Source organism: Chlamydophila parapsittaci (assembly GCF_006385615.1).
In the GTDB taxonomy this organism is placed as follows: Bacteria; Chlamydiota; Chlamydiia; order Chlamydiales; family Chlamydiaceae; genus Chlamydia; species Chlamydia psittaci.
On the sequence record NZ_CP041038.1, the window covers coordinates 1,063,474 to 1,086,323 of the forward strand.

Here is a 22,850-nt window from a genome sequence, read left to right on the forward strand (position 1 = left end):
AAGTTACGAATAATTTGCACAGACATAGCCTTCAACTCTGGCGACGACTTCTCGAAATAGACGTTGATGCATCAAACCCATAGGTGTGGCTTCGAAATTTTTTGTTTGCCACCCATAACGGTGATAATCGCTGGTTGTGATAGCAAGAGGCTGGCTAGATTCAATAATTTCTTGATAAATCAAAGAAACTTTGTTGTGACGAATATCAAAAACACGAACACGAACAGATGCTGTTATGGAGTCGTGACCAAACATATCTTGAGAAGTTTTTTGCTCCAGAAGTTCTGTAGCGACAATAAACTCGGCGGGGAGCAATTCTGCTACTGCTTGAGGAGAAAACTCAGGAACCACAGGGGAATAAAACTGTGAAATGATCTGTGGAGACGCTGTATGTTTAATTAAAAATACTTTATCAGAGGCATGGAGTCTCTTGCTAATTTCCTGAGTGAATTCTGCTTGTAAGTTCCATGGAAGGGCTTCTGAGGCTTTGCCAGCACGATAAAATACAGGTAGCATAGCAACAACACCTTTTGCCTTACTCCCTGATTTATAAAGCTTAGGGTGATAGCTTCCTGATGCTGGTAGAGAACAGCTAGTTAGGTTGATAGACAAAAGTCCACAAGAAACTAATAAAAGTAGTTTTCGCATAGTTGCTGTCCTTAAATTGACGCATACCCTTAGGGTATGGGATTTTATTTTATAAAGCCCTCTTTCCTTTTGCAAGGATCTATATTTTCCTCATGAATGGGGCTGCTAACTTATTACCTCTGTTAAGTTATAACAAAGAAAAAAATAAAAACAAGTCCCGACTCACAATCATAGGAAACTCGAGATCACCATGCCTTGGATTTTTGTTATTTTGATAAAGAAGAATCTGCACTGTGATATTCGCAGGGACATTCCCAGTCTTTAGGGATTAACGTACACCCGGGAATTAATAATGCAGGGGATGAGAATACAAGAATAGAAAGAAACCATTTCATTACTATGCTTATCCTTACAATGTCTTTTTCTATCGATTCATAATATTAAGCACGGTTTTATGCAAAGTCTATTTACTACATTTGCTTACAAGAAAACTAGGAGTGCTGAGCTAAGATCTCTAGGAGATGAGGTGAAGAGATCATCCACATGCCCGCAATTTTGCGGACATGAGATGTTTCGCAAACAACTAAACAGTTTCAGTCTTTTTAGAGAGTGAATTCACTTGCTGAGTTGCTATTTTGCGTTGATATTGAGTGTTCTTGAGTGAGGTCAGTCCTGCTCTCTTCATGTACTTCGGAAGGCTATTCAGATACTGTGACATCATCAAGACTGATCTTTCTTGGAGTTGTAGAGTCTATTCCGATGATATCTTCAAGCGTGTAAGGTTTAGATTCTTTACTTTCTTTAGTCTCGCTAGTTGTTGAAGAGGGAATGGGTTCCATTTCGATTAAACTCGGAGGTTGCTTTTGCATAGAGAGTTCTTTACTACAACGGTGCTTATGAATTGCAATTAACACAGCTATAGCAAGTAGTGTGGCCGCTACAGGTAGTGCGAACAAACCAGCAATGCCAGTTACAGTAGCACTAATTATACCAGCAGCAGTACATAACGTTGTAGCCACTATGGTGATAATCGAGAGGATTGTTAGCTTATCTATCTTTTTAAGAGATTCTGGAGTCTGTGTGTTTGAAGTTACTATAGGGTTTATCGATGGGTTACTTTCTATCGATGCAGGTATAGAAGTTGTCATAGTTTTCACCTCAAATAATGTTTTCCGAGACATGCTAGCAAAAATATAATTATAAGTCTCTGAATAAGAGTGAGTTATTGTTTCTATAAGTGAAAGAGGGTAGAGAGTTTTTTAAGCAAAAATACCCGAAATTTCATCGTATGCGAGATGCTATCTGGAACAGCTTGATGACAAAAAAAAGAACCCAGAAAGGTGTCTGGGTTCATTAATCTTTCTCATTTGGAACAGGAAATGTACGTTTTACTCTTGTCTAAGAAGCTCTGCTCCTAATCCTTGAGCGAAATCAGGCTCTGTATTAGCAAACCCTAATACTGGGCCTTTGCTAGATTCTCCAAATGGGATGAGGGAAAACTTAGTTCGTGACCTTTGAATAACTAGGATTAAAACTACAGAAAGAACCAACGCAGCTACAGGTATAGCCCATAAAGCTCCTATCCCGGTAACTACCGCAGCGGATATACCCGCAGCAGCTACAAGTGTTCCCACGGCAACCAAAAGAACGGAAAGGGCTCGTACCTTTTTTGATCCCCTATCATATGATTGGGGAGTGATGAATGATTGTTGATTTACCCCAAGAGTATTTAATGAGGTCTCCGAAGATGCAGGAGATAAAGACATGCTAACCTAAAAATAAAAGTATTAATTATATATTTTAATATAAAGTAGGTTTTAAGTCTTTTATTTATAAGTGTATAATTTCATTAATCATCAGTTTGTTGATAAGAGTATTCTATAGGCATACCCCGCTCCTTGACTACTACTACTGTTAAGGAACTGTTAGGGTGTCTCTCAGAAAACTCCTGGAGGGCTACCACGAGAGCAGCTTTTGCTGCTTTTAGATGTGGATGATCAAAAGGCAGGTCTTCATCATCATAGGGGTCTCTTCGGATCGACTCCGAGAATAGTAAGGGGATTTGAACCATGGTGGCCGGGATTTCCCCTAAAATAGCTTCTTCAAAGCATTTTATATAGGTTTCTTTACATATTTCAAATGACCGTAAGGGATCATAGCATTCAGGAGATAGAGGATTATAGACGTGAGAAAACCAAAAGGGTAAACCTGTATTTGGAGGATTTTTAGACTTGTCAATAGTTTCCCAGCGACATTTTTTAGAGCAGGTCCCTGGAGTTAAATAGGCATTCTTTGTGGAAGTTCGTTTTGCTCGGTTCCAGCAATCCGTGCTTACAGTTTTATAGAAGGTATAACGTCCCCAAAAGATATCCTCCCTGGTCATTTCAGTATTTGTAGGATTTACCATCATTAATGTGCACTCAGAGGTGGTTCTTGGTAGCGTAACATCTCCCACCGTAGAGATTAAAATGATTTCAGGATTGCGATTTAGCCGCCATACAGCTTGCTGTATGCTATCAGGTAAGGGACGTATCCGGTGAGGTAGATCACGCCAGTGGGCTTCTGTCCATAGAGTAGCTAACAAGTCGTTGTATTTAGGAGGTACAGTAGGTGCTTTAACAACTGAGCGGACTTCCATAGGTTGATATGGGTATTTTTTTGTTAGCAGGTCACCACAGTTAAAAGAGCTCTGTTGTAGAGGTGGGATGGAAGAAGTTTTCATGTTTATGAAATCCAAAAGACAGCATAGAATCATCAAGCTAAAAGCTAGGGATAACACGATACTAAATACTGCTGAAGGATAGGCCATGGCAAAGATAATGCTGGATAAAATGAGAACAGCCGAAAGACTGAGAATGCATGCTACGATGCTTTTCTCATGGGTTTTTAATAAACCAGAGTAGGATTTTGGTGTATTTAGGGAAGGGCTAGGTACCTTTAACAATTTTAGTGGTGATGGCTGGATGCACATTGGGTATGCCAAATCATGTAAATTGTTTTACTTCATTAGGTTGTATTTTGAAAATTCACGATCAGAATGCACGAACTTACGAGGGTGTTCGCTAAGACACAACCCTCTCTATTTTAGCTTATTAGTATTATCTCGTATCTAAAAAAGTAGAAAACTAAATATAAAAAATTTTCTAAATATTATTGTTTTGGTATATCCCAAGAAGAATACTTAGTTATAATTTTCCGTTGATTGACCTAATCAAGTGTCAGAAAATCTCTAATTTATACTTGTGTTTAGTGACTTATAGTTTTCATGCAAAATACTGTAGATTTTGATTATTTTGGTCTTAGCGATATAGGGATGGTTCGCTCCCGAAACGAGGATTTTTGGCAGGTAAATCTTTCTTTGAGAGCTGTTGCTATTGCAGATGGCATGGGAGGATGCTCTGGAGGAGATGTCGCTTCTCATGAAGCGATTTTCAGTCTCATGGAGTTGATAGATGCTCGACAACCCTACTTAGCTGAGTTTAAAGATGATCAATATCGCGAGGCACTTAAGGTTATCCTTTCCGAAGTTAATGGTACGATTTATGAGCATAGTCTCATGGAAACACGGCTTCGCGGCATGGGAACAACATTAAGCTTTATGCAGTTTTTTCGAGAAAAAGCCTGGTTACTCCATGTTGGAGATAGCCGGATTTATCGTTTGAGGGGTGATGAGCTGGCTTGTTTAACAGAAGATCATTCCCTAGCAAATCAGTTAAAAAATCGTTATGGACTTTCTAAACAATCAGATAAGGTGTATCCTTATCGTCATATTCTGACTAATGTTTTGGGAAGTCGTCCCTATGTTACCCCTGATATTCGGGATATTTCTTACGAGAAAGAAGATTTATTTGTCTTTTGCTCTGACGGTTTGACAAATATGGTTTCCGATGCAGATATAAGGGATATTTTACTTCAAACTACGACTTTAGAAGAGGGTGGGAATATTTTAATTTCTCTAGCAAATAGTCGTGGGGGATCCGACAACGTTACCATAGTGTTAGTCCGAATACAATAGTATCCGTCTTAAGGAACTTTGTAATGATTTATCTGGATAATAACGCTATGGCTTCCTTAGAGCCAGGGCTTTTAGATTTTCTACAGCAACTGTTTTGTCAGGGCATTTATGCGAATCCTTCAAGCGTCCATAGTGCCGGAAAGAAATCTCGAAAACTCATTCATGACACGACAAGTGTAATTCAGAAAGTTCTGTCTTTTCCTGGAAAGGTAATCTATACGGCAAGTGCTACAGAAAGTTTGAATCTTGCTATTGCTAGCCTTCCTAAAGGAAGTCATGTCATTACCTGTAGTGGTGAACATCCGGCGATTATCGAGCCTTTAAAACATGCGAATCTTTCCGTTTCATATTTAGATCCTGAACAAGGAAGCTGCGTAGTTAGTCCTCAGCAAGTAGAAGCTGCTATCCTCCCAACGACTTCAGCTATTGTTTTAGGTTGGGTAAATAGCGAAATTGGTGCAAAAATCAATATAGAGGCAATTGCACGTATCGCTAACGAACGTAATTTACAATTTATTGTAGATGCTACAGCAATTATAGGTCGAGAGAAGGTGAGTATTCCTAAAGGCGTGACTATGGTTGCCTTCAGTGGGCATAAGTTTCATGCTCTCTCAGGAATAGGCGCTCTTCTTGTCTCTTCAGGAGTGAAGATTTCTCCTTTAATTTGGGGTGGTGGTCAGCAAGGAGGAGTGCGTTCCGGAACAGAGAATCTCTGGGGTATAGCTTCGCTGTTTTATATTTTTACCATGTTAGATAAGAAGCAGGAAGAAATAGCCGAAAGCATTGTAAATTATCGGAATTACTTTGAAAAACGTCTGAAAGAACATCTTCCTGAGATTAAAATTCATTGTGAGCATCAACCTCGGGTAAATAATATCTCCGCTATAGCTTTCCCTCCTTTAGAGGGTGAGGTAATGCAAATAGCTTTAGACGTGGAAGGTATAGCCTGTGGCTACGGTTCTGCATGTTCTTCTGGAGCGACTACAGCTTTTAAATCCCTAGTTGCTATGAACATGGAACAGGATATTGCTGTAGCCACGTTAAGGTTTTCTTTCTCTCATTTGTTATCTCAGGAAGATCTTGAGTTGGCTATAGAGAAGATTGTGAAGGTAGTTACGCGATTAAAAAGTGCTTGGTAAGACCTACGAGAGCAGATTCTTAATAGAGACGCTTTTAATGCCATATAATGACACTTCTTTAACTTCTAAAAGAAGGTTATCCGTAATTACCGATGTTCCAATTTCAGCAGGGGTATCTAGCAATTGTAACACTAATTGGGCTAGGGTTTCTACTCCATAACGTGTAAGTTCAATACCTAACTCTTTTTGTAGGTCTTCTAAGGGCGTATTTCCAGGGAATGTTCTTTCTATTACAGAGACGGTTTTAGGTTTTAGTTGAGCAATGTTGGTCGTATTAAATAGGATGTTAAAAATCGCACTTAAACTAAGAATTCCCATAGGTTCTCCAGAGGAATTCAAAACAACAGCAACACTAGAACGATTATCCCTAAACTCTTTTAAGATACGTATTAATTTAGATTTTGCTGTAATGAACCACGGTGAATGGAGGTTGTGAATTAAAGCGTCATCAGGGCGTTTGTTTACAAAATCTTTGGGAAGCGCTATCCCTATCACATTTTTACGTACCTTGTGATAGACAGGGATAAATTCCATGTCAGTATTTTTAATCTTACGGCGTAAATCTTTCACATTTGCTGTAGAAGGCAACATCGTTACTTGGTCTAAAGGAAGACATACTTGCTCTGCGGACGTTGCACTCAAAGAGAAAATATTCGTCGCAATCACATTAAAGTCTTGTTCTTCATGATGTGTTTCTAAGGCTTTCTGAAATTCATCACGACTTAATGTGGAGTTCAGTTTTTCTTTTTTGATTTTTAACAGGTAATACACTCCTTCAGTGAGACTACCTATAAACTGAATTAAGGGATAAAACACATAGTGGGAGTAATATAAGATGGGGGCACCCCAAAGTGCTAGTCTCTCAGGAACTTTACGTGATATCGTTAACGGAAGAAGTTCAGCAAAAATGACTACAAGGAAAATCTGAGTAAATGGAGCATAATCAGGGGAAAAACCTAAAGCTTTATAACAGTTCCTCGAGGATTCAGAGCCTACTTGAAGCGCTATATTCACACCGAGCATTACCGTTCCGAATAGGCGGTAAGGACGGCGAATAAGAAAATTAATATAACGAGCTTTTTTGTGGTCTTTGGTTAAATAATATTGCAGGCGCACGCGATTGAAAGAAACGCAAGCCATTTCCATCATGGAATAAAATCCCTGAAGGACAATGCATAGAAAATTAATTCCAAGCCAAAAGAAAGGAGAGTCAGTCATGCATTTTCCTTATATAGACTCGGCGTATGCGATTCGGCGCAGCATCCAAAACTTGAAACATAAGATTATTCCAAGTGATCTTTGTTCCTGTGATGGGAATGGATTCCATCTGCTCAGTTAACCACCCTCCTAAAGTCGCACTATTGTTATGAGTGGGAAGATTAATATTAAAAATCTCACTAAGGTCACTTAACTCTAAAGTTCCTGCAGCAATAATAACATCTTTCCCAGACATTGTATAAAGAACTTTTTCACTTCGTTGATCTATGATTTCTCCTGAAACAATTTCAAACAAGTCTTCTTGAGTAATCAACCCTTCAATAGAACCATATTCATCAATAATCATACCGAGAGTTTCACCTTCAGCAGCAAGATGACATAAGGCAGTTTTTGCTGATATCGTTTCAGGCATGTAGTAAGGCTTTTTCAATAAGGGTAAAAGGTCTTCGGAAGACTGCAAAGGCTTGCCGTGGAGTAGCAAAGCTTTTGCTGTACAGATGCCTAATAAATTTTGCAAATTATCATTGCATACGGGAACTCGTGAGCAATGCTGTTCAGAAAATAGATCGTAGAGATTATCTAGGGGCGTTTGAATGTCGTAGAATAACACATCTTGTCGGGGTTTCATGCGCTCTTTTACACTACAATCACTAAGAGATAAATAACCATACAGTAGACGGCTTTCATCTTGGTTGACAACACCGAAGTCCTTACAACTTTGTAAAACTTCTTTCAACTCTTGAGGTTGGATAATATCCGTTTTCTGAGACGAAAGAATCCATTGTACAACATAATTAATCCCGCTAATCGCCCAATAAAGTAACGGCCGAAGAACTTTAGTAAATACTAAAATCAAAGGAGCGACAAAAGAGGCGATCTGTGTGTTATAAGGTAGAGCTACAGCTTTGGGTAAAATCTCACAAAGAACTAAAGTTAGCGCTAGGGGAAAACCGACAATAAGTAACCAAGATGCTTGATCTCCAACAAGTATAGCAACACAGTTTTGAATCCCAATATTTAAACCAATATCAAGAAAAATCAGAGTGATTAATAAATGATGGGGATGAGAGAGTAGCGAAGCTACTAACTGCTGGTTTTTATACCTAGAGCGCTTGTAGTGAGAAATTAAAGACGTAGGAAGAGAAAAAAGTGCGATCTGTGATAGCGAAATAAATCCAGAACATAGAGTGAAAAATATGATTAAAAGGATCAATGCAGTAGGAATCATGCCCGCTTCTCAATCTGTACTCTTCGATTCTATAACCGGAGAAAAACATATTTTAGTATAACCTTTAGGAATCAAGCCTAGTCTACGAATCAAAGCAGATTCAATCACTACAGGATTATCCCAGCATTGAATATGCAGTCGAAGCTCTTTTTGTTCTTCTTCAGCACAAAAAATTTTTTCTTGAAGTTCCGATACACGCTTTTGTAATCGACTCTCTTCTTGTTTTAACTCACGAATAGCACGATCATACATAAACCCACTAATAAGCATGCAGAGGACTAACCACCAAGAGTTAACCACAATTTCTTCAAGGCATTTCTGCCAGTGAACTTTTTGCATAGTAAAACTTTAAACAAAAGGAACTGTAATTCCCTGCTGTTTTTGATATTTACCGTTTCTCTCAGCGTAAGACACTTCACATATCTCATCAGCTTCAAAGAACAATACCTGAGCAATTCCTTCATTGGCATAAATTTTTGCCGGTAAGGGGGTTGTGTTAGAAATTTCTATGGTAACGTAACCCTCCCATTCAGGTTCAAAAGGCGTTACATTAACAATAAGTCCGCAACGTGCATATGTAGATTTCCCTATACACATTGTTAAGACATTTCTTGGAATACGAAAATACTCTACACTATGAGCGAGAGCGAATGAATTCGGAGGAATGATACAAACATCATCAGTAATCGAAATAAATGTGTCTTCTGTAAAACGTTTAGGGTCAACTAAAGAATTGTAAACGTTAGTGAAAACTTTAAATTCTCGGGACAAACGAAGATCATAACCATAGCTAGATAAGCCATAGCTGATTAACTTTTCTCCAGTCTCTGGGTTGAGATTTACTTGACCATCAGCAAAAGGCTCGATCATTCCGTGAGCCAATGCCATTTTGCGAATCCATTTATCTTCTTTAATGCTCATTTAGAAACCTTAATATTTAGATTCTATAGAACGTTTTCGTAGTATTTTGACTTCATAGAACTATTCTTTCCTGCCATGCAGAAAATGCAGTTCTTTAATACAGTAATAGAATACATCTTTTGTCGGTATATGCAAATACCTAAAAAATTCAAAGGTCTTTTAACTTTTGAAACAACATCTCTAGTCTCTCTAAAAAACAAAGACATAGCGTTTGATACGACTCTACGGGATGTTAGATAATACCATAGGAAAAAGGCAAATCTTATTTTTCTTAAGATTTGTTTTATTGCTGATAAAGATTATAGTACTTTGCATAAGTTTCGTAGTTTTCGAGAGCATTGACTTTAATTAGTTGTGTTCAAAATTTTGTAAGCTATTGTTTTGAGTTTTTTCCTAAATGAGTTGTGTTGACTCTATAGAATGCGCATGAGTATAAGGACGTTGCTTGTGATGATCAAATGCGTGGTGAAAATTCGAAAAAAAACATAAGCTATGCTTCGCTTCGATCTGACTTCAAAGAAATCATACGCATAGGATTGGTGTAAATTTCTTAGAAGACAGAAATTCTTATCCTTTGTGAGACTAAAGGAAATACGGTAATATATGACACATCAAGTATCTGTCTTACACCAAGATAAAAAGTTCGATGTTTCTTTAAGACCTAAGGGTTTAAAAGAGTTTTGCGGCCAAGCTCAGCTTACAGAACGATTGGAGTTGTTTCTTAATGCCGCGATACAACGAGGAGAAGTTCCTGGGCATTGTCTTTTTTTTGGTCCTCCGGGATTGGGGAAAACCTCACTCGCTCATATTGTGGCGAACACAGTAGGGAAAGGACTGATTGTAGCTTCAGGCCCACAATTAGTTAAACCCTCCGATTTATTAGGATTGTTAACCAGTTTACAAGAAGGGGACGTTTTCTTTATTGATGAAATCCATCGTATGGGAAAGGTTGCTGAAGAGTATTTATATTCTGCAATGGAAGACTATAAGATTGACATCACCATTGATTCGGGTCCCGGTGCACGGTCTGTTTCTATAGATCTCGCTCCTTTTAGTTTGGTTGGAGCTACAACCCGCTCCGGAATGTTAAGTGAACCTCTCCGCGCACGTTTTTCTTTTACTGGCAGAGTGTCGTATTATTCCGACGAAGATTTAGCGACAATTCTTCGACGATCTTCAAATTTATTAGGGATTGATGCAGATCCTTCTGCTCTATACGAAATTGCACGAAGATCTAGAGGAACACCTAGGTTAGCCAATAACCTTTTGCGTTGGGTGCGTGATTTTGCACAGATGCGAGAGGGGAATTGCATCAATAGTGACGTAGCCGAAAAAGCTTTAGCTATGCTATTAATAGATGAGTGGGGATTAAATGAGATTGATATTAAACTCCTCACCACAATAATGGATTATTATCAGGGTGGTCCTGTAGGAATTAAAACTTTGTCAGTGGCCGTAGGAGAAGACATCAGAACCTTAGAAGATGTATATGAGCCTTTCTTAATTTTAAAAGGTTTATTAAAGAAAACATCTCGAGGGAGAATGGTTACCCAACTTGCCTATAATCATTTGAAAAGATGTTCAGATAATTTGCAGAGTTTAGGAGAAGAAAAGTGAAGATATTGAAGTACATCCTTTTAGGACTTTCCTTCAGTATGGGTGTAGCCGGGTACGCAGAAGTTAAGGTTTCTGATACTTTTGCGGTTCAACCTATTGTTTCTGAACCTAAAATTCGGGTTCTTCTTCTGAATGAAAGTACAACAGCCTTGATAGAAGCCAAAGGTCCTTATCGTCTTTATGGCGATAATACATTATTACAAACCTCGCCTCATGGTTTGCGTTGTGCAGCTCACGCACTTTATGGAGGAGTGCGCTGGGGAGAAAACTTCCCAGGAGTGCAATGTTTGAAAATAGAACCTATTGATGATTCTGCCTCATTATTTGTTAACGGACTACAGTATAAAGGGGCTCTATATATCCATAAGACAGATAAGCATTGTATTCTTGTAACTAATGAGCTTACTGTCGAAGAGTATCTTAAGTCCATTCTTTCTACAAAATATCTCAAGGAATTAGATAAAGAAGCTTTGTCCGCATGCGTAATCTTAGAAAGAACAGCTTTATATGAAAGGCTGCTCGCTAAAAATCCTCAGGACTTCTGGCATGTTACAGGAGATGAGGATAATTATTGTGGTTACGGAGCGACAAAACAATTTTATGGTGTTGAGGATGCTGTAGATTGGACGTCACGCTTGATTGTTGATAATCCTGAGGGATTAATTATTGATGCTGATGGCCTGCTCAAAGCTAACGTAGATCGTCTTGCTGTAGAAGGCTATAATGCACGCCAAATCCTCGAAAAATTCTATAAAGATGCTGATTTTGTAGTTATAGAATCCTGGAATGATGAAGCTAATGAAATGAGCTAGTGCTTGTCATCGGCATAGCTCATAGCAACTAGCATCATGTAAGAGTCTAAAGTGATTTTTTCTGGTAAGTACTGAGAAACAAAGCCAGAAGAGCTGTCAGCTATTTTTTGGTAAGGAATAAACTTCTCTCTTAAGTTTGGTAGATGTACTTCTATCTGCCCTTCTCCTGTATAGAACGCAGTAAATAAGCTATAGTGAGCATGTTTCAGTTCATAAGCTAAAAATTTGCCGGGGCTCCATTGTATAGGATTGGCAGTAGCATCCAGCCAAGTAATATTGTCTTGAGTAAGAAATCCTTGATTGAAGATTTCCTTATGCTTTTTTCTAAAGTGAATTGCATTACAGACAAAGTCTACAAGAGAGGAGTTGTTAGATAGTTCATCCCAAAGAAAATGGTTGGCATCAGTATCTAATGACCAGCGATTATTATTGCCCTTTGCTGTGTGGCCGTATTCATCTCCAGATTGTAACATGGGTATTCCTTGAGAAAGGAATAGGGTCAGTAAGAAATTACGCATTTGACGTTGCCGTAATTCTATGATCTGTGGATTTTGAGTTTCTCCTTCTTCTCCAAAATTATAACTGTAATTTGCATCACTTCCGTCGCAATTGCCTTCCTGATTTTCTTCGTTATGTTTGTTATTATAGGAAACCGTGTCGTACAAAGTGAAGCCATCATGGCTACAAATATAGTTAATGGAATTACAGGGAGATCCATAAGGATAGAGATCCTGAGATCCAGAAATTTTTGAAGCAAAAGTACCAATGAGCTGATCATTTCCATTTAGAAAAGCTTTTACTGTGTCTCGGTATTGGCCATTCCATTCGCTCCAACGTGAATTTAGAGTGGGGAAATAACCTAATTGATAGAGACCAGCAGCATCCCAAGGTTCGGCAATGATTTTCGTTTCAGCAAGGATAGGATCATAGCTAATAGCCTGTAAAATAGGGGAAAATGGAAGAGGTTTCCCCGAAGGATCACGTGAGAAGATAGAGGCAAGGTCAAAACGAAATCCATCCACGTGCATTTCCTGAACCCAATAACGTAAGGAATCCAAAATCAATTGCGTGGTGGGAGTGTGATTCGTATTTACCGTATTGCCACACCCTGAATAATTGGCAAACTCTCCTTGGGAATTCACTATGTAATAAGAAGGAAGATCTATCCACTGTAGAGGACAAGTTGTATTTTCTAATCCGGTATGATTGAAAACAACATCAAGAATGACTTCAATACCTGCTTGATGCAATGCTTTGACTAGAGTTTTGAATTCTCGGATAGGTGCACATGGATCCGACCCATAGGCATAGCGTCGACAAGGAGAAAAAAAATTTACTGGAGAATAACCCCAGTAGTTGCAAAGGTGGGGGAAATGCTCATTGCGAAAAGGATGATGTGTTTCATCAAATTCAAAAATAGGGAGCAGCTCAATAGCAGTAATTCCTAGCTTTTTTAGGTAATCTATTTTCTCCACAATCCCTAGGAAAGTTCCCGGATAACGTGACTTAGAAGAATTATTCCAAGTAAATGAGCGCACATGCATTTCATAAATGATTGATTCTTCTTTAGGTAAATTGAGACAACGATCTCCTTCCCAAGAAAACTCTTCATTTTTTAAATAACTAAAGGCATAGTCTCCAGGAGTTTTTGTAGACCCAAAAGTTTGTGGAGAACGAAGGTTTTTTGCATAAGGATCAGCAAGATATTTTTTAAAATCAAATCTGCCTAAAGAGCTTGTAGGACCATCTACACGAAAAGCATATGACCATAGATCTGAAATTCCTTCCACTTCTATGTGCCAGATGGCTCCTGTGCGGTTTTCTTTGCGAGACAAAACGATTTCTTGCGTATAGAAGTTTTTATCAGCAAGAACAAGTACAACTTGAGTGGCTTGTGAAGAAAATAACGCAAAACGATAACGGTCAGAAGAAAGCTGAGTCGCTCCCAAAGGTAGTGGAGAGCCTGGATAAAAACTAATTTTGCCCATTGCTAACCCGATAGCATAATGGGTTGAGAAACACAAGAAAGTTTTTGATTTCAAGTCTTTGAAATCGTTTACTAACAAATCTACAATATGTTAACTTAAAGAAGTAACAATTATCACAAGGAGATTCCCTCATGTCTAGGCAAAATGCTGAGGAAAATCTAAAAAATTTTGCTAAAGAACTAAAGCTACCTGACGTAGCTTTTGATCAGAATAATACGTGCATTTTGTTTGTTGACGGCGAATTTTCTCTTCACCTCACTTACGAAGAACATTCTGATCGTTTGTATGTGTACGCTCCCTTGTTAGACGGTTTGCCAGATAATACCCAAAGAAAGCTAGCTTTATATGAAAAGCTTTTAGAGGGATCTATGCTTGGCGGACAAATGGCTGGTGGTGGCGTTGGAGTTGCTACTAAGGAACAGCTCGTTTTAATGCATTGTGTTTTAGATATGAAATATGCTGAAACCAACCTTTTAAAAGCATTCGCTCAGTTGTTTATTGAAACTGTTGTGAAGTGGCGGACTGTTTGTGCTGATATTTGTGCAGGTAGGGAACCTTCCGTAGATACTATGCCTCAAATGCCTCAAACCGGTGGCGGAATGCAACCTCCTCCTACAGGAATTCGTGCGTAAAGCGTAACTTCATCCCGGGTGCGTCACGCGTTTTTTCTATATGGCAAAGACGCTCCTTGTTCTTAGCTAAGTTGCACAACTTTCTATAAATAAAAAGTTTTGAAGTCATTGCTAACTCCTTCCTTTTAGTTAAATCATTCTGTGATTTTGCATCATAGATAATCGTTTTCGTGTGCGAGGAAAATTCTCTTCGCCATTCTTTTTTTCGTTTTCCAATGACTCATATTGACGATATTATTTTGCAGATGTATAACACATTGTCTCGTGATATTAGCTTCTAAGACAAGCTGACCAAGCTGATATTGAGGTTTGGGTGATAGGCTATGCCCAACTAGATAGTAAAGAGACACTTTGTAGTAGCCCATGTGAAGAATACATCGTGCCTCTCGAATAAATTCCAGAGGAAAGTTTGAATTTATTGACAAAATTACAAGTGGCGAGATTTTTTCAATTTTGTGTTATGTGTGAACGTCTTTAGCTATATCCTTGAGGTATTTTACAGAAGCCTTATTGGAGTTCTAATCTTAAAAGTCGTTAGATTTCAATCTCTTAGGCTTGTCTGATTTTCACAATATTTACATAGCAACATAACCTCTGCTCGCTATAAGCAAGAGAGCATTAGCTCTAAGAAAATTCAATAGGTGATTATATGATGTTTGGTTATTTTGTCGGGTATTTAGGAGCAGATCCTGAAGAGAGAATGACTTCAAAAGGTAAACGTGTAGTTGTGTTGCGTCTAGGTGTGAAATCTCGCGTAGGAACCAAAGATGAAACCGTCTGGTGCAAATGTAATATTTGGCATAACCGTTACGATAAAATGCTCCCTTATTTAAAAAAAGGTTCAGGAGTAATTATTGCTGGAGATATTTCTGTAGAAAGTTACATGAGTAAAGATGGCACTCCTCAGTCTTCTTTGGTAATTAGTGTCGATACAATTAAGTTTAGTCCTTTTAGTAGAAGCGAAACTCGCTCTCCAGCAGCAGAGGATACTGTGTCTCACGTGTCTTATGACAATGTGTCTGTAGGGTTTGAGGGAGAGAGTTTGGATGCTGAAGCTATAGCAGATAAAGATATGTATGCTGGTTATGGTCAAGGTCAGCAATATATATCAGAAGATGTGCCTTTTTAGTGGCTAACGAAATAACGATTTTTATAAAGAGGTAATTGTGGTTCTATTTCACTCTCAAGCATCTTGTAATAAACGAGTTAAGGCTGATGCGATTGTTCTTCCTTTTTGGAAGGTTAAGGATAAGCCGAAATGCGCAGCTTCCATCGCAAAGGAATATGAATCACTTTATCGAGTTGCCTTGGATAGCTTCTCTGGAGAAAAAGGGGAAATCGAGTTTATCTATAATTCTGGTCAAGCTAAGGAAAAGCGTCTTTTAATTTTAGGATTAGGGAAGAATGAAGAGCTAACTTCTCAGGATGTTTTAGAGGCTTATGCTAAGGTAACACGCGCATTACGTAAGGCAAAATGCACAACAGTGAATGTTGTACTTCCTACAATTTCCGAGTTGCGTATTCCTGTGGAGGATTTCTTGACCAACCTGACTTCAGGAATCCTATCTTTGAACTATAATTACCCTAAGTATACTAAGGAAACGAAAAAGACAGATCCTTTGTTAACTAAGGTTACTGTATTAGGAATTGTACCTAAGATTGCTGATAGAATCTTTAGAAAAGAAGAAAGCATCTTCGAAGGCGTCTATCTGACACGAGACCTTGTAAATGGGAATGCAGATGAGGTAACTCCTGGAAAATTAGCAAATATTGCTAAAGGATTAGCTAAGGAATTCCCTAGTGTAGACGCTAAGGTTTTGAATAAGGATGCTATTCTTAAAGAAAAGATGGGGTTGTTGGCGGCTGTGGCTAAGGGCTCAGCTGTTGACCCGTGTTTTATTGTTTTAAGCTATCAAGGTAAGCCAAAATCGAAAGATCATACTGTGCTTATAGGCAAAGGTGTGACTTTTGATTCCGGGGGCTTAGACCTTAAACCCGGGAAAGCCATGTTGACTATGAAGGAAGATATGGCAGGAGCCGCTACAGTATTAGGTATTCTTTCGGGGGTTGCTGCTCTTGAGCTTCCTGTAAATGTTACCGCTCTTATTCCTGCTACAGAGAATGCTATAGATGCTGCCTCTTATAAGATGGGGGATGTGTACGTCGGGATGTCTGGACTATCAGTAGAGATTGGTAGTACGGATGCTGAGGGGCGTCTAATACTTGCTGATGCAATCACTTATGCTTTAAAATACTGCAAGCCTACGAGAATTATTGATTTTGCTACCCTAACAGGTGCGATGGTCGTATCTTTAGGTGAGGATGTTGCTGGTTTCTTCTCAAATAATGATGTATTAGCTCAAGATCTTTCCGAAGCTTCTGCTGAAACTAGCGAATCTTTATGGCGCTTGCCTCTTGTTGAAAAATATGACAAAGCTTTGCATTCCGATATTGCTGATATGAAAAATATTGGCAGTAACCGTGCAGGGGCTATTACAGCGGCACTTTTCTTAAAACGTTTTCTTGAAGATCAACCGGTGGCATGGGCTCATTTAGACATCGCGGGTACTGCATATCGTGAAAAAGATGAGGATGCTTATCCGAAATATGCTTCTGGTTTTGGTGTTCGTTGTCTTATTTATTACATAGAAAAGTTTTTATCTAAGTAACTGTTTTTTAAACTCCTTCTGATTTAATAACGCGAATTTGTTTTTAATTTATTAAAATAAATGCGCGTTTTATTAAAGTTTTTTCAATTTCCTGCCGATAAAAGGGGTAAGTAATTACCTGTCTAATTAGGGGAAATGAAAATGTTAGGAGTACAAAAAAAACGTAGCAGCAAGAAAACAGCTACTAAAGCTGTTCGTAAACCTGCTAGAAAGGCTACTGCTAAGAAGACTGCTACTAGAAAGCCTGCGGTTAGAAAGGCAGTTCGTAAAACAGTTGCTAAGAAAACTACCGCTCGCAAAACTGTTAGAAAAACGACAGTACGTAAGACTGTAGCTAAAAAAACGACTGCGAAGAAGGCTGCTACTAGAAAGCCTGCAGTTAAAAAGGCAGTTCGTAAGACAGCTGCTAAGAAGACTACTGTACGTAAGACTGTTAGAAAAACGACAGCACGCAAGACTGTAGCTAAAAAAGCTACTGCGAAGAAGACTGCTACTAGAAAGCCTGCGGTTAGAAAGACAGTTCGCAAAACAGTTGCTAAGAAGACTACCGCTCGCAAGCCTGCTGCTAGAAAAGCAGTAGCAAAACCTGCTATGTCATGCCACAAGCATCACAGACACACAGCTTCTTGCCAACGTGTATGCGCTTCTTCAGCAAAAAGACGCTGTGGTTCTAAAAGCCGTGTTCGCACAGCTCATGGCTGGCGTCAACAATTAATGAAACTCGTTGCTCGTTAGGAACTGATTTCATTAGGCGATGGTGAACGGTAAGAAGATAGAATAGATCTCTTACCGTTTTTTTTGTTTATACTGAGGATTCTATCGACTCTCTCTGTACAGTTAGATTCGTAATGGGTATAGTAAGTGTCTACCTTTATCTGTGCTAGGAGGTTTAGGAGATGCAAGACTATACTTGCTTCCAAGATTTTTCCAAATTCTACAAGGAAAAGGCTCCGCACCTCACAGTCATTGGCTCAAATTCTGAAGAAGATCGTCGAGTGTGTGTAGAATTGCTTGTTTCTGGGAAAGCTCAGGAAATCGACGCTTTGGGATTAACAATCAGTGACTTATCAAAATGGACGGAATCTTATGGGTTATTTGCCTCTAAAGAAGTTGTTTCCATTTTCCAAGCAGAGAAGCTATCCCCGCAAATGCGTGATTTTCTAGCTCGTTATGCTAGAAATCCTCATCCTCATCTTACCTTAATGTTATTCACCACTAAGCAGTCGTTTTTCCAGTCTTTGCGAAAGGAGCTTCCTTCTGCCGTGTTCCTATCGTTATTTGGTGAATGGCAGTCGGATATGGAGAAGCGTATGGCCACCCTCCTATCTCAAAAAGCTTCCCTTTTAGGAATTTCCTGTTCTTTAGCCTTGGCCTCAGTGTTTATTAAGAAATTTCCCCAAGCGGAGATGCATACGCTTCTTGGGGAATTTCATAAGTTGCTTTGCTGTTTAGGGGGAAAGCAAGTTCTAGAGTACAACGATATTGAAAACTTTGTTGTGAAACAAGAACAGGTATCTCTATGGAAATTACGCGATGCTGTACTTCAAAGGAATACTTCTGCAAGTCAGGCAATGCTTCAAGCTTTGTTGCATGAACATGGGGAAGAACCTCTGGGATTAATAGCTTTTCTTCGTGGGCAGTGTTTGTACGGATTGCGTAGTTTAGAAGAAGAAACGGGGGATAGGAAACATCGCTTTTTTATTGCCTATGGGAAAGAACGGCTCCACCAAGCTTTAAGTTATTTATTTTATGCTGAGAGTATTATTAAGAATAATACTCAAGATCCTATAATAGCCATGGAAACTTTGCTGATTAGGATGACAAGTACATGACTTTGTATATTTTCCCGAATACTTTAGGAAATCGACGCGTGGATCTTTTACCTGCGGGTATAAGTGAAGTTCTACCTAAACTCCAAGGTTTAATAGCAGAGAGCGACCGTGGTGGTCGTACCTTCCTGAGTTTATGGAAAGTTCAGGAAATACACAAGTTTCCTATAGCAGTATTAAGTAAGAACGCCCGGTCTGTAAAGGCATGGGATTTTTATCTTGAGCCTATTGTAAAAAAACAAGAAAACTGGGGATTGGTTTCTGACTCGGGTCTTCCTTGTATTGCCGATCCTGGAGCAGGACTGGTACGTCGTGCTCGTGATCTTAATTTACCTATTCAAGCATTTTCGGGTCCGTGTTCTATAACATTAGCGTTAATGTTATCCGGATTACCGGGGCAAAACTTTACTTTTTTAGGCTATCTTCCGCAAAACCCTAGGGAGAGAGAACGGTGTGTAAAGAGTAGTGCTGGGAAACAACATACACAAATATGCATAGAAACACCCTACCGGAATGTCCATACATTTCAAGCATTATTAGAAGTTTTACCGGGTCATGCTGATCTATGCGTAGGCATCGACCTTACTGGTGATCAAGAATTTGTTTCTACACGATCTGTAGGTACGTGGTTACAATCTAAAGATATCGATCAGGTAACTCAAAAAATTACAAAAACGCCTGCAATTTTTCTTTTCCATACTCCGAGATAATGAATGGAGAAATTAAAAGAGGAATCTTTGTGTAAGATTCCTCAATACATACTTCCTATATATCTGTGAGATTGCTGCAGCAGGAGTGCTCTGAGCAACATTTCGCAACAGGAGGCTGTTCAGATTTCATAGAAGCATGCTCTGCTTCTTTCGCGAGTTTTGCGTAGTGATTTTTTATTTTCCGCATTTTCTTACAAAGAATAAATGGTTCGATTAACGACCAAACAAAGAAGCCAAGAAGCGGTGCAGTCAGGAATTGTATGAATTCGGAATTCAAAGCTACAGCCCTGCGCATTTTGACTTTCCCAGAAGCCATGGATACACTTTGAAGCATATTCAATAAGATAGGCATGGCGATCACAATCAATGCGCATATGAATAGATAAGTTTTGTACTTTCTAAAATGTTTCTTAGGCGCTAAAGGCTCTCCTTTGAATAACGTTCTATAAAAGATGAATACAGGTATAGATGGTGATAGAAAAAAGATCAAATTTACGATCGTTGACATAATGCTTGGTTGCGGCACAACACTCTCCATGTTTTTCGATCAATATACCTTAGCTTTTCTTCTGTAAATCCGTCGAGATTTTTATTATAAAATAATTTCTATACTTTAAAATAATATTTTATTCTATTTGGTATTTAAAATTGATCAATAGAAGTTTTTAATAAATTAAAAAATGAAAAATATAATTAAAAATATAAATACACAGTATGCTAATGCTACCACTTCGGAGGAATCAAATGAAACTTCCAATAATGAGAATGAGGTTGTTGAAAATCAGAATGTGATTCCCGATGAGAAGATTCTATTTTCTTGTGTTAATAGTGATAGCACAAGTAAGAATGTCATGCGTCAACCATGGAACGTTTCCAATCACAGAATTACCAACATAGTCAGAGGTACTGATGACCCCGCTCCTCAGGGGAGTATTGCTTTAAAAAGCGATCTCAGTGATTACCTGCAAAAAGGAGGAATCACCACCGCGGGAATCTTTTTAAGAACTACCGGTGGATTAATGATCGGTGATATTGACATGGGATCTGCTCATACTGTGGTGGGTCTACCTACTTCGTATAAAACCACTGTTGTAGATTCTGCGAATGTGGCCTCTGTTGGTATGGTAGAGGAGGACATAGGTGCTCTTGCTCACAAGGTAACCGATCTGATTAATCGTATCAATCAACTGACATCTCAAAATGGTTTAGATCAAATTATTAAGGATCTAGGCACACCGACTAGTACAGGAACACCGCCTAATGTCACCCTGACAAAACCTGGGGAGGCTAAATGGTTAGTGCGTGCCGGTGGGAATTCTATGCAGGGAGATTTGAGATTTCAAAAAATCGAACAAAGCTCGCCAACGGCGCCAGAACCTACTATTACTAATCTTGTGATATCAGGAACTAAAAAAAACAAAGCAACGGCTGCCTTAGGCGCGATTTCTACGGGAACTTCGAAGGATAATCTCCAAAGAATGGTTTCTGTAGATGATATCACAAAAACGTTGCAGAGTATAACACCTGAAAGTAATGCGTATCCCAATTGGTCGGGAATGGACATTCCATGTGTCTGTTTAAAACAAGCTGCTAATGGATCATCACCCATAGATTATGATAAATCTAAAAACTCTGAGCTATATATCCAGACTAAAGATGGGGATGGCGTTACGCTATTGCGCAGAGGCATCTACTGTGTTTCTTTTTGCTATGACTTTACTCAGACAGAACCTCCTGCTCCTCCTTCTCCTCCAGATCCTTCTGTTCCTACTACGCCTCCTGATGCTAAATCCTCAGAGGTCAGTTGCACATTATCCCTTAAACCTAAAGAAGGGGAGAAAAATGAGTGTTATAAAGTTACGGGGAAAGCGAACTCTAGTTTGATAGGAAAGACTTATATTTTTGTTCCTGGTGATCAAGCGTCAGTATCAACAGATTTAAGTTTTGAGGTTTCATCTAGTCCAGCGGTTGCCAAACGTACTTGGACGATAACTTTTATAGGCGCGGCTTATTAAATTATGAACAAGGCTAAGTAATGAACTTAGCCTTATTTTAGCAACAGAAACTATGGGGTAGTTGCTGCTGGAAAGATGGACGGAAGTAAAGTCGTTTGCCATGACCATGAAGAGAGGTTTAGACTTGTCTTGCTTGCACGGGAAGGAGTACCATTTGCTGCTGGAGGGGTGAATTTCAGTTTTAGGTCAGAAGGTTTTTGTACAGGTATCTGGAAGAATAAATTCTGTCCCGATATAGCTGAAACGGTATAGACTACAGTGTCAGTTTTAGTCGTTCTGTTAGCTGGTTCCGAGCTTTCTGTTCCTGTTGCAGATGGATTTAATATAACACTAATGTTTGCAGAAGTACTCTCGCTCCAATTAGCTGTTACAGATAGTGTTAAAATCCCAGTGGATAACACTTTTATTGTTTGTTTATCAGAATCTTCAATTTTTAAGTACTTATCTGATATTGGTGTGCTGCTTACATTATCAGCTTTTGTTTGTCCTGTAGCTCCTTCTGTTCCTGCTTCGCCACCTTGAGAGGCCTCCATTCTTATTGGTGCGGGTGGTACTGGCTTGGGAATACTGGGAGAAGGTGTTACTGGTGATTCATCAGGATCCGAAACAGGTGAAACTGGGGTTGCTGGAGCCGGAGCCGGTGGTGGTGGTGGTGCAGGTGGTGGTGGTGGAGTCGGGGTTTTCCAGTCAAAATAGTCTGTAACTGATGTTGATCCAGTGATCGTATTTCCTAAAAAACCAATTTGAGGGGTAGAGATTTTGGATTGCACATACTCGACATTAGCAGCGTCTTTAGGATTAGCCTCTGTGGGAGTTTTGATATTTTTAACCGCGTTGTTTCCCATATCCAAATCACCTGACATGGTGCTACCAGAAATGCTTACAAACAGTGAAGTATCAGGAGCTGGCTCTTCGGGTTCCTCTCCTTCCGGGGGAGCCTCCTGACTCGGCGGTATTCCTAAAGCAGCTTCAATGACGCTCACCTTACTCGATATACCAGACAGTTTCGTGACCGCTTCATTAATATCAGGGTTATTTGTTACTGTATTGGCTGTTGCCATAACATAGCCTACAGTTGCTGCAGCTGAAGGGTCTAAAGTCTTTGATTCTCCAGTTGCATCAGGCATCTTCACATTGGTAATCGAGTTTCCTCCCATATTGATGTTCCCTGACATGGTCCCACCTTTTGTAGATAAGTACCCCGAATTAGGGTCAGTCTTAGACACGTAGTTGGATTGTAGGTAGTCTAAGGATACAGCATCGGAATTTTGTTTCGGTGCTGCTAAGCCACTGATATTTTGATTATTCATATCAATGGGTTTTGTTGATGTGATGGTTGATCCCGTTAGAGTAAATAAAGCGGGGTTAGTCTCTACTTTTGCTCGTACTCTGCTTTGGATATTTTCTAATGAGAAATCATCGTTTACTTTATTATCTGTTTTATCTTTCATATTTTTAATAACAATTAA

The 22,850-nt window shown here is 39.1% G+C and carries 23 protein-coding genes; 11 read left to right on the forward strand and 12 right to left on the reverse strand.

The genetic code is table 11. The features are described from left to right. Positions 1 to 3: 3 nt before the first annotated feature. The 5 genes from FI836_RS04720 to FI836_RS04735 form a co-directional block, all read right to left on the reverse strand. Positions 4 to 648 (reverse strand): CT253 family lipoprotein, encoded by a 645-nt coding sequence (locus tag FI836_RS04720; RefSeq protein WP_006343068.1) that lies wholly within the window; start codon positions 646 to 648, stop codon positions 4 to 6. A 206-nt stretch (positions 649 to 854) separates the two neighbouring features. Continuing rightward, positions 855 to 983, reverse strand: coding sequence for a hypothetical protein (locus FI836_RS05375; protein ID WP_006343069.1), 129 nt, complete (start codon positions 981 to 983; stop codon positions 855 to 857). A 303-nt stretch (positions 984 to 1,286) separates the two neighbouring features. Next, on the reverse strand, positions 1,287 to 1,736 hold the full coding sequence (locus FI836_RS04725) for a hypothetical protein (RefSeq protein WP_014943798.1): 450 nt from the start codon (positions 1,734 to 1,736) through the stop codon (positions 1,287 to 1,289). A gap of 240 nt (positions 1,737 to 1,976) precedes the next feature. Beyond that, on the reverse strand, positions 1,977 to 2,354 hold the full coding sequence (locus FI836_RS04730) for a hypothetical protein (RefSeq protein ID WP_006343071.1): 378 nt from the start codon (positions 2,352 to 2,354) through the stop codon (positions 1,977 to 1,979). An 83-nt stretch (positions 2,355 to 2,437) separates the two neighbouring features. After that, positions 2,438 to 3,559 (reverse strand): hypothetical protein, encoded by a 1,122-nt coding sequence (locus FI836_RS04735; protein WP_014943800.1) that lies wholly within the window; start codon positions 3,557 to 3,559, stop codon positions 2,438 to 2,440. Positions 3,560 to 3,853: 294 nt separating this feature from the next. Here FI836_RS04735 and FI836_RS04740 point away from each other — a divergent pair, with 294 nt between their 5' ends. Then, complete coding sequence (locus tag FI836_RS04740) at positions 3,854 to 4,603, forward strand: PP2C family protein-serine/threonine phosphatase (protein ID WP_013747351.1); 750 nt, start codon at positions 3,854 to 3,856, stop codon at positions 4,601 to 4,603. A gap of 23 nt (positions 4,604 to 4,626) precedes the next feature. After that, the gene (locus FI836_RS04745; protein WP_006343074.1) at positions 4,627 to 5,742 is read left to right on the forward strand and encodes a cysteine desulfurase family protein; all 1,116 of its coding nucleotides are present in this window, start codon (positions 4,627 to 4,629) and stop codon (positions 5,740 to 5,742) included. Positions 5,743 to 5,745: 3 nt separating this feature from the next. Here the strand turns inward: FI836_RS04745 and FI836_RS04750 are convergent, their stop codons facing one another. The 4 genes from FI836_RS04750 to dcd are packed head-to-tail and all read right to left on the reverse strand — an operon-like array spanning position 5,746 to position 9,109. Then, complete coding sequence (locus FI836_RS04750) at positions 5,746 to 6,960, reverse strand: CNNM domain-containing protein (RefSeq protein ID WP_006343075.1); 1,215 nt, start codon at positions 6,958 to 6,960, stop codon at positions 5,746 to 5,748. Then, positions 6,953 to 8,188: a hemolysin family protein gene (locus FI836_RS04755; protein WP_006343076.1), complete on the reverse strand. Its 1,236-nt coding sequence runs from the start codon at positions 8,186 to 8,188 to the stop codon at positions 6,953 to 6,955. Before FI836_RS04755 ends, FI836_RS04750 begins: the two co-directional genes overlap by 8 nt. A gap of 9 nt (positions 8,189 to 8,197) precedes the next feature. After that, positions 8,198 to 8,527, reverse strand: coding sequence for a hypothetical protein (locus tag FI836_RS04760; protein ID WP_013462647.1), 330 nt, complete (start codon positions 8,525 to 8,527; stop codon positions 8,198 to 8,200). A 9-nt stretch (positions 8,528 to 8,536) separates the two neighbouring features. Next, positions 8,537 to 9,109 (reverse strand): dCTP deaminase, encoded by a 573-nt coding sequence (gene dcd / locus FI836_RS04765; protein ID WP_006343078.1) that lies wholly within the window; start codon positions 9,107 to 9,109, stop codon positions 8,537 to 8,539. Positions 9,110 to 9,712: 603 nt separating this feature from the next. Here dcd and ruvB point away from each other — a divergent pair. Both ruvB and FI836_RS04780 read left to right on the forward strand, forming a co-directional pair. Then, positions 9,713 to 10,726 (forward strand): Holliday junction branch migration DNA helicase RuvB, encoded by a 1,014-nt coding sequence (gene ruvB, locus FI836_RS04775; RefSeq protein WP_006343079.1) that lies wholly within the window; start codon positions 9,713 to 9,715, stop codon positions 10,724 to 10,726. Beyond that, positions 10,723 to 11,538, forward strand: a complete 816-nt coding sequence (locus tag FI836_RS04780) for a SpoIID/LytB domain-containing protein (protein ID WP_014944242.1) — start codon at positions 10,723 to 10,725, stop codon at positions 11,536 to 11,538. The genes ruvB and FI836_RS04780 overlap by 4 nt, the downstream gene beginning before the upstream one ends. On the opposite strand, the gene FI836_RS04785 is transcribed toward FI836_RS04780, so the two are convergent. Next, positions 11,535 to 13,526 carry a glycogen debranching protein gene (locus FI836_RS04785; RefSeq protein ID WP_014943802.1) on the reverse strand — a complete coding sequence of 664 codons (1,992 nt, stop codon included), beginning with the start codon at positions 13,524 to 13,526 and terminating at the stop codon, positions 11,535 to 11,537. The genes FI836_RS04780 and FI836_RS04785 overlap by 4 nt on opposite strands. A 131-nt stretch (positions 13,527 to 13,657) precedes the next feature. On the opposite strand from FI836_RS04785, the gene FI836_RS04790 reads away from it, so the two are divergent. The 6 genes from FI836_RS04790 (at position 13,658) to FI836_RS04820 (ending at position 19,366) form a co-directional block, all read left to right on the forward strand. After that, positions 13,658 to 14,158: a type III secretion chaperone Slc1 gene (locus FI836_RS04790; RefSeq protein WP_006343082.1), complete on the forward strand. Its 501-nt coding sequence runs from the start codon at positions 13,658 to 13,660 to the stop codon at positions 14,156 to 14,158. A gap of 649 nt (positions 14,159 to 14,807) precedes the next feature. Then, the gene (locus tag FI836_RS04800) at positions 14,808 to 15,287 is read left to right on the forward strand and encodes a single-stranded DNA-binding protein (RefSeq protein ID WP_016894745.1); all 480 of its coding nucleotides are present in this window, start codon (positions 14,808 to 14,810) and stop codon (positions 15,285 to 15,287) included. A gap of 37 nt (positions 15,288 to 15,324) precedes the next feature. Beyond that, the gene (locus FI836_RS04805) at positions 15,325 to 16,827 is read left to right on the forward strand and encodes a leucyl aminopeptidase (protein ID WP_014943803.1); all 1,503 of its coding nucleotides are present in this window, start codon (positions 15,325 to 15,327) and stop codon (positions 16,825 to 16,827) included. A gap of 141 nt (positions 16,828 to 16,968) precedes the next feature. Further along, positions 16,969 to 17,562, forward strand: coding sequence for a histone H1-like DNA-binding protein Hc2 (hctB, locus tag FI836_RS04810; protein ID WP_006343086.1), 594 nt, complete (start codon positions 16,969 to 16,971; stop codon positions 17,560 to 17,562). Between the two features lie 161 nt (positions 17,563 to 17,723). After that, positions 17,724 to 18,659: a DNA polymerase III subunit delta gene (locus FI836_RS04815; protein ID WP_006343087.1), complete on the forward strand. Its 936-nt coding sequence runs from the start codon at positions 17,724 to 17,726 to the stop codon at positions 18,657 to 18,659. Continuing rightward, positions 18,656 to 19,366 (forward strand): SAM-dependent methyltransferase, encoded by a 711-nt coding sequence (locus FI836_RS04820; protein ID WP_014943804.1) that lies wholly within the window; start codon positions 18,656 to 18,658, stop codon positions 19,364 to 19,366. Before FI836_RS04815 ends, FI836_RS04820 begins: the two co-directional genes overlap by 4 nt. A gap of 55 nt (positions 19,367 to 19,421) precedes the next feature. Here the strand turns inward: FI836_RS04820 and FI836_RS05405 are convergent, their stop codons facing one another. Beyond that, positions 19,422 to 19,682, reverse strand: coding sequence for a hypothetical protein (locus FI836_RS05405; protein ID WP_013747354.1), 261 nt, complete (start codon positions 19,680 to 19,682; stop codon positions 19,422 to 19,424). 364 nt (positions 19,683 to 20,046) lie between these two features. Between FI836_RS05405 and FI836_RS04830 the strand changes: the two genes are divergently transcribed. Next, the gene (locus FI836_RS04830; protein ID WP_014943805.1) at positions 20,047 to 21,381 is read left to right on the forward strand and encodes a hypothetical protein; all 1,335 of its coding nucleotides are present in this window, start codon (positions 20,047 to 20,049) and stop codon (positions 21,379 to 21,381) included. 50 nt (positions 21,382 to 21,431) lie between these two features. On the opposite strand, the gene FI836_RS04835 is transcribed toward FI836_RS04830, so the two are convergent. After that, a complete protein-coding gene (locus FI836_RS04835; protein WP_006343093.1) occupies positions 21,432 to 22,832 on the reverse strand; it encodes a hypothetical protein in 1,401 nt (466 codons plus the stop codon). Between the last annotated feature and the right edge of the window lie 18 nt (positions 22,833 to 22,850).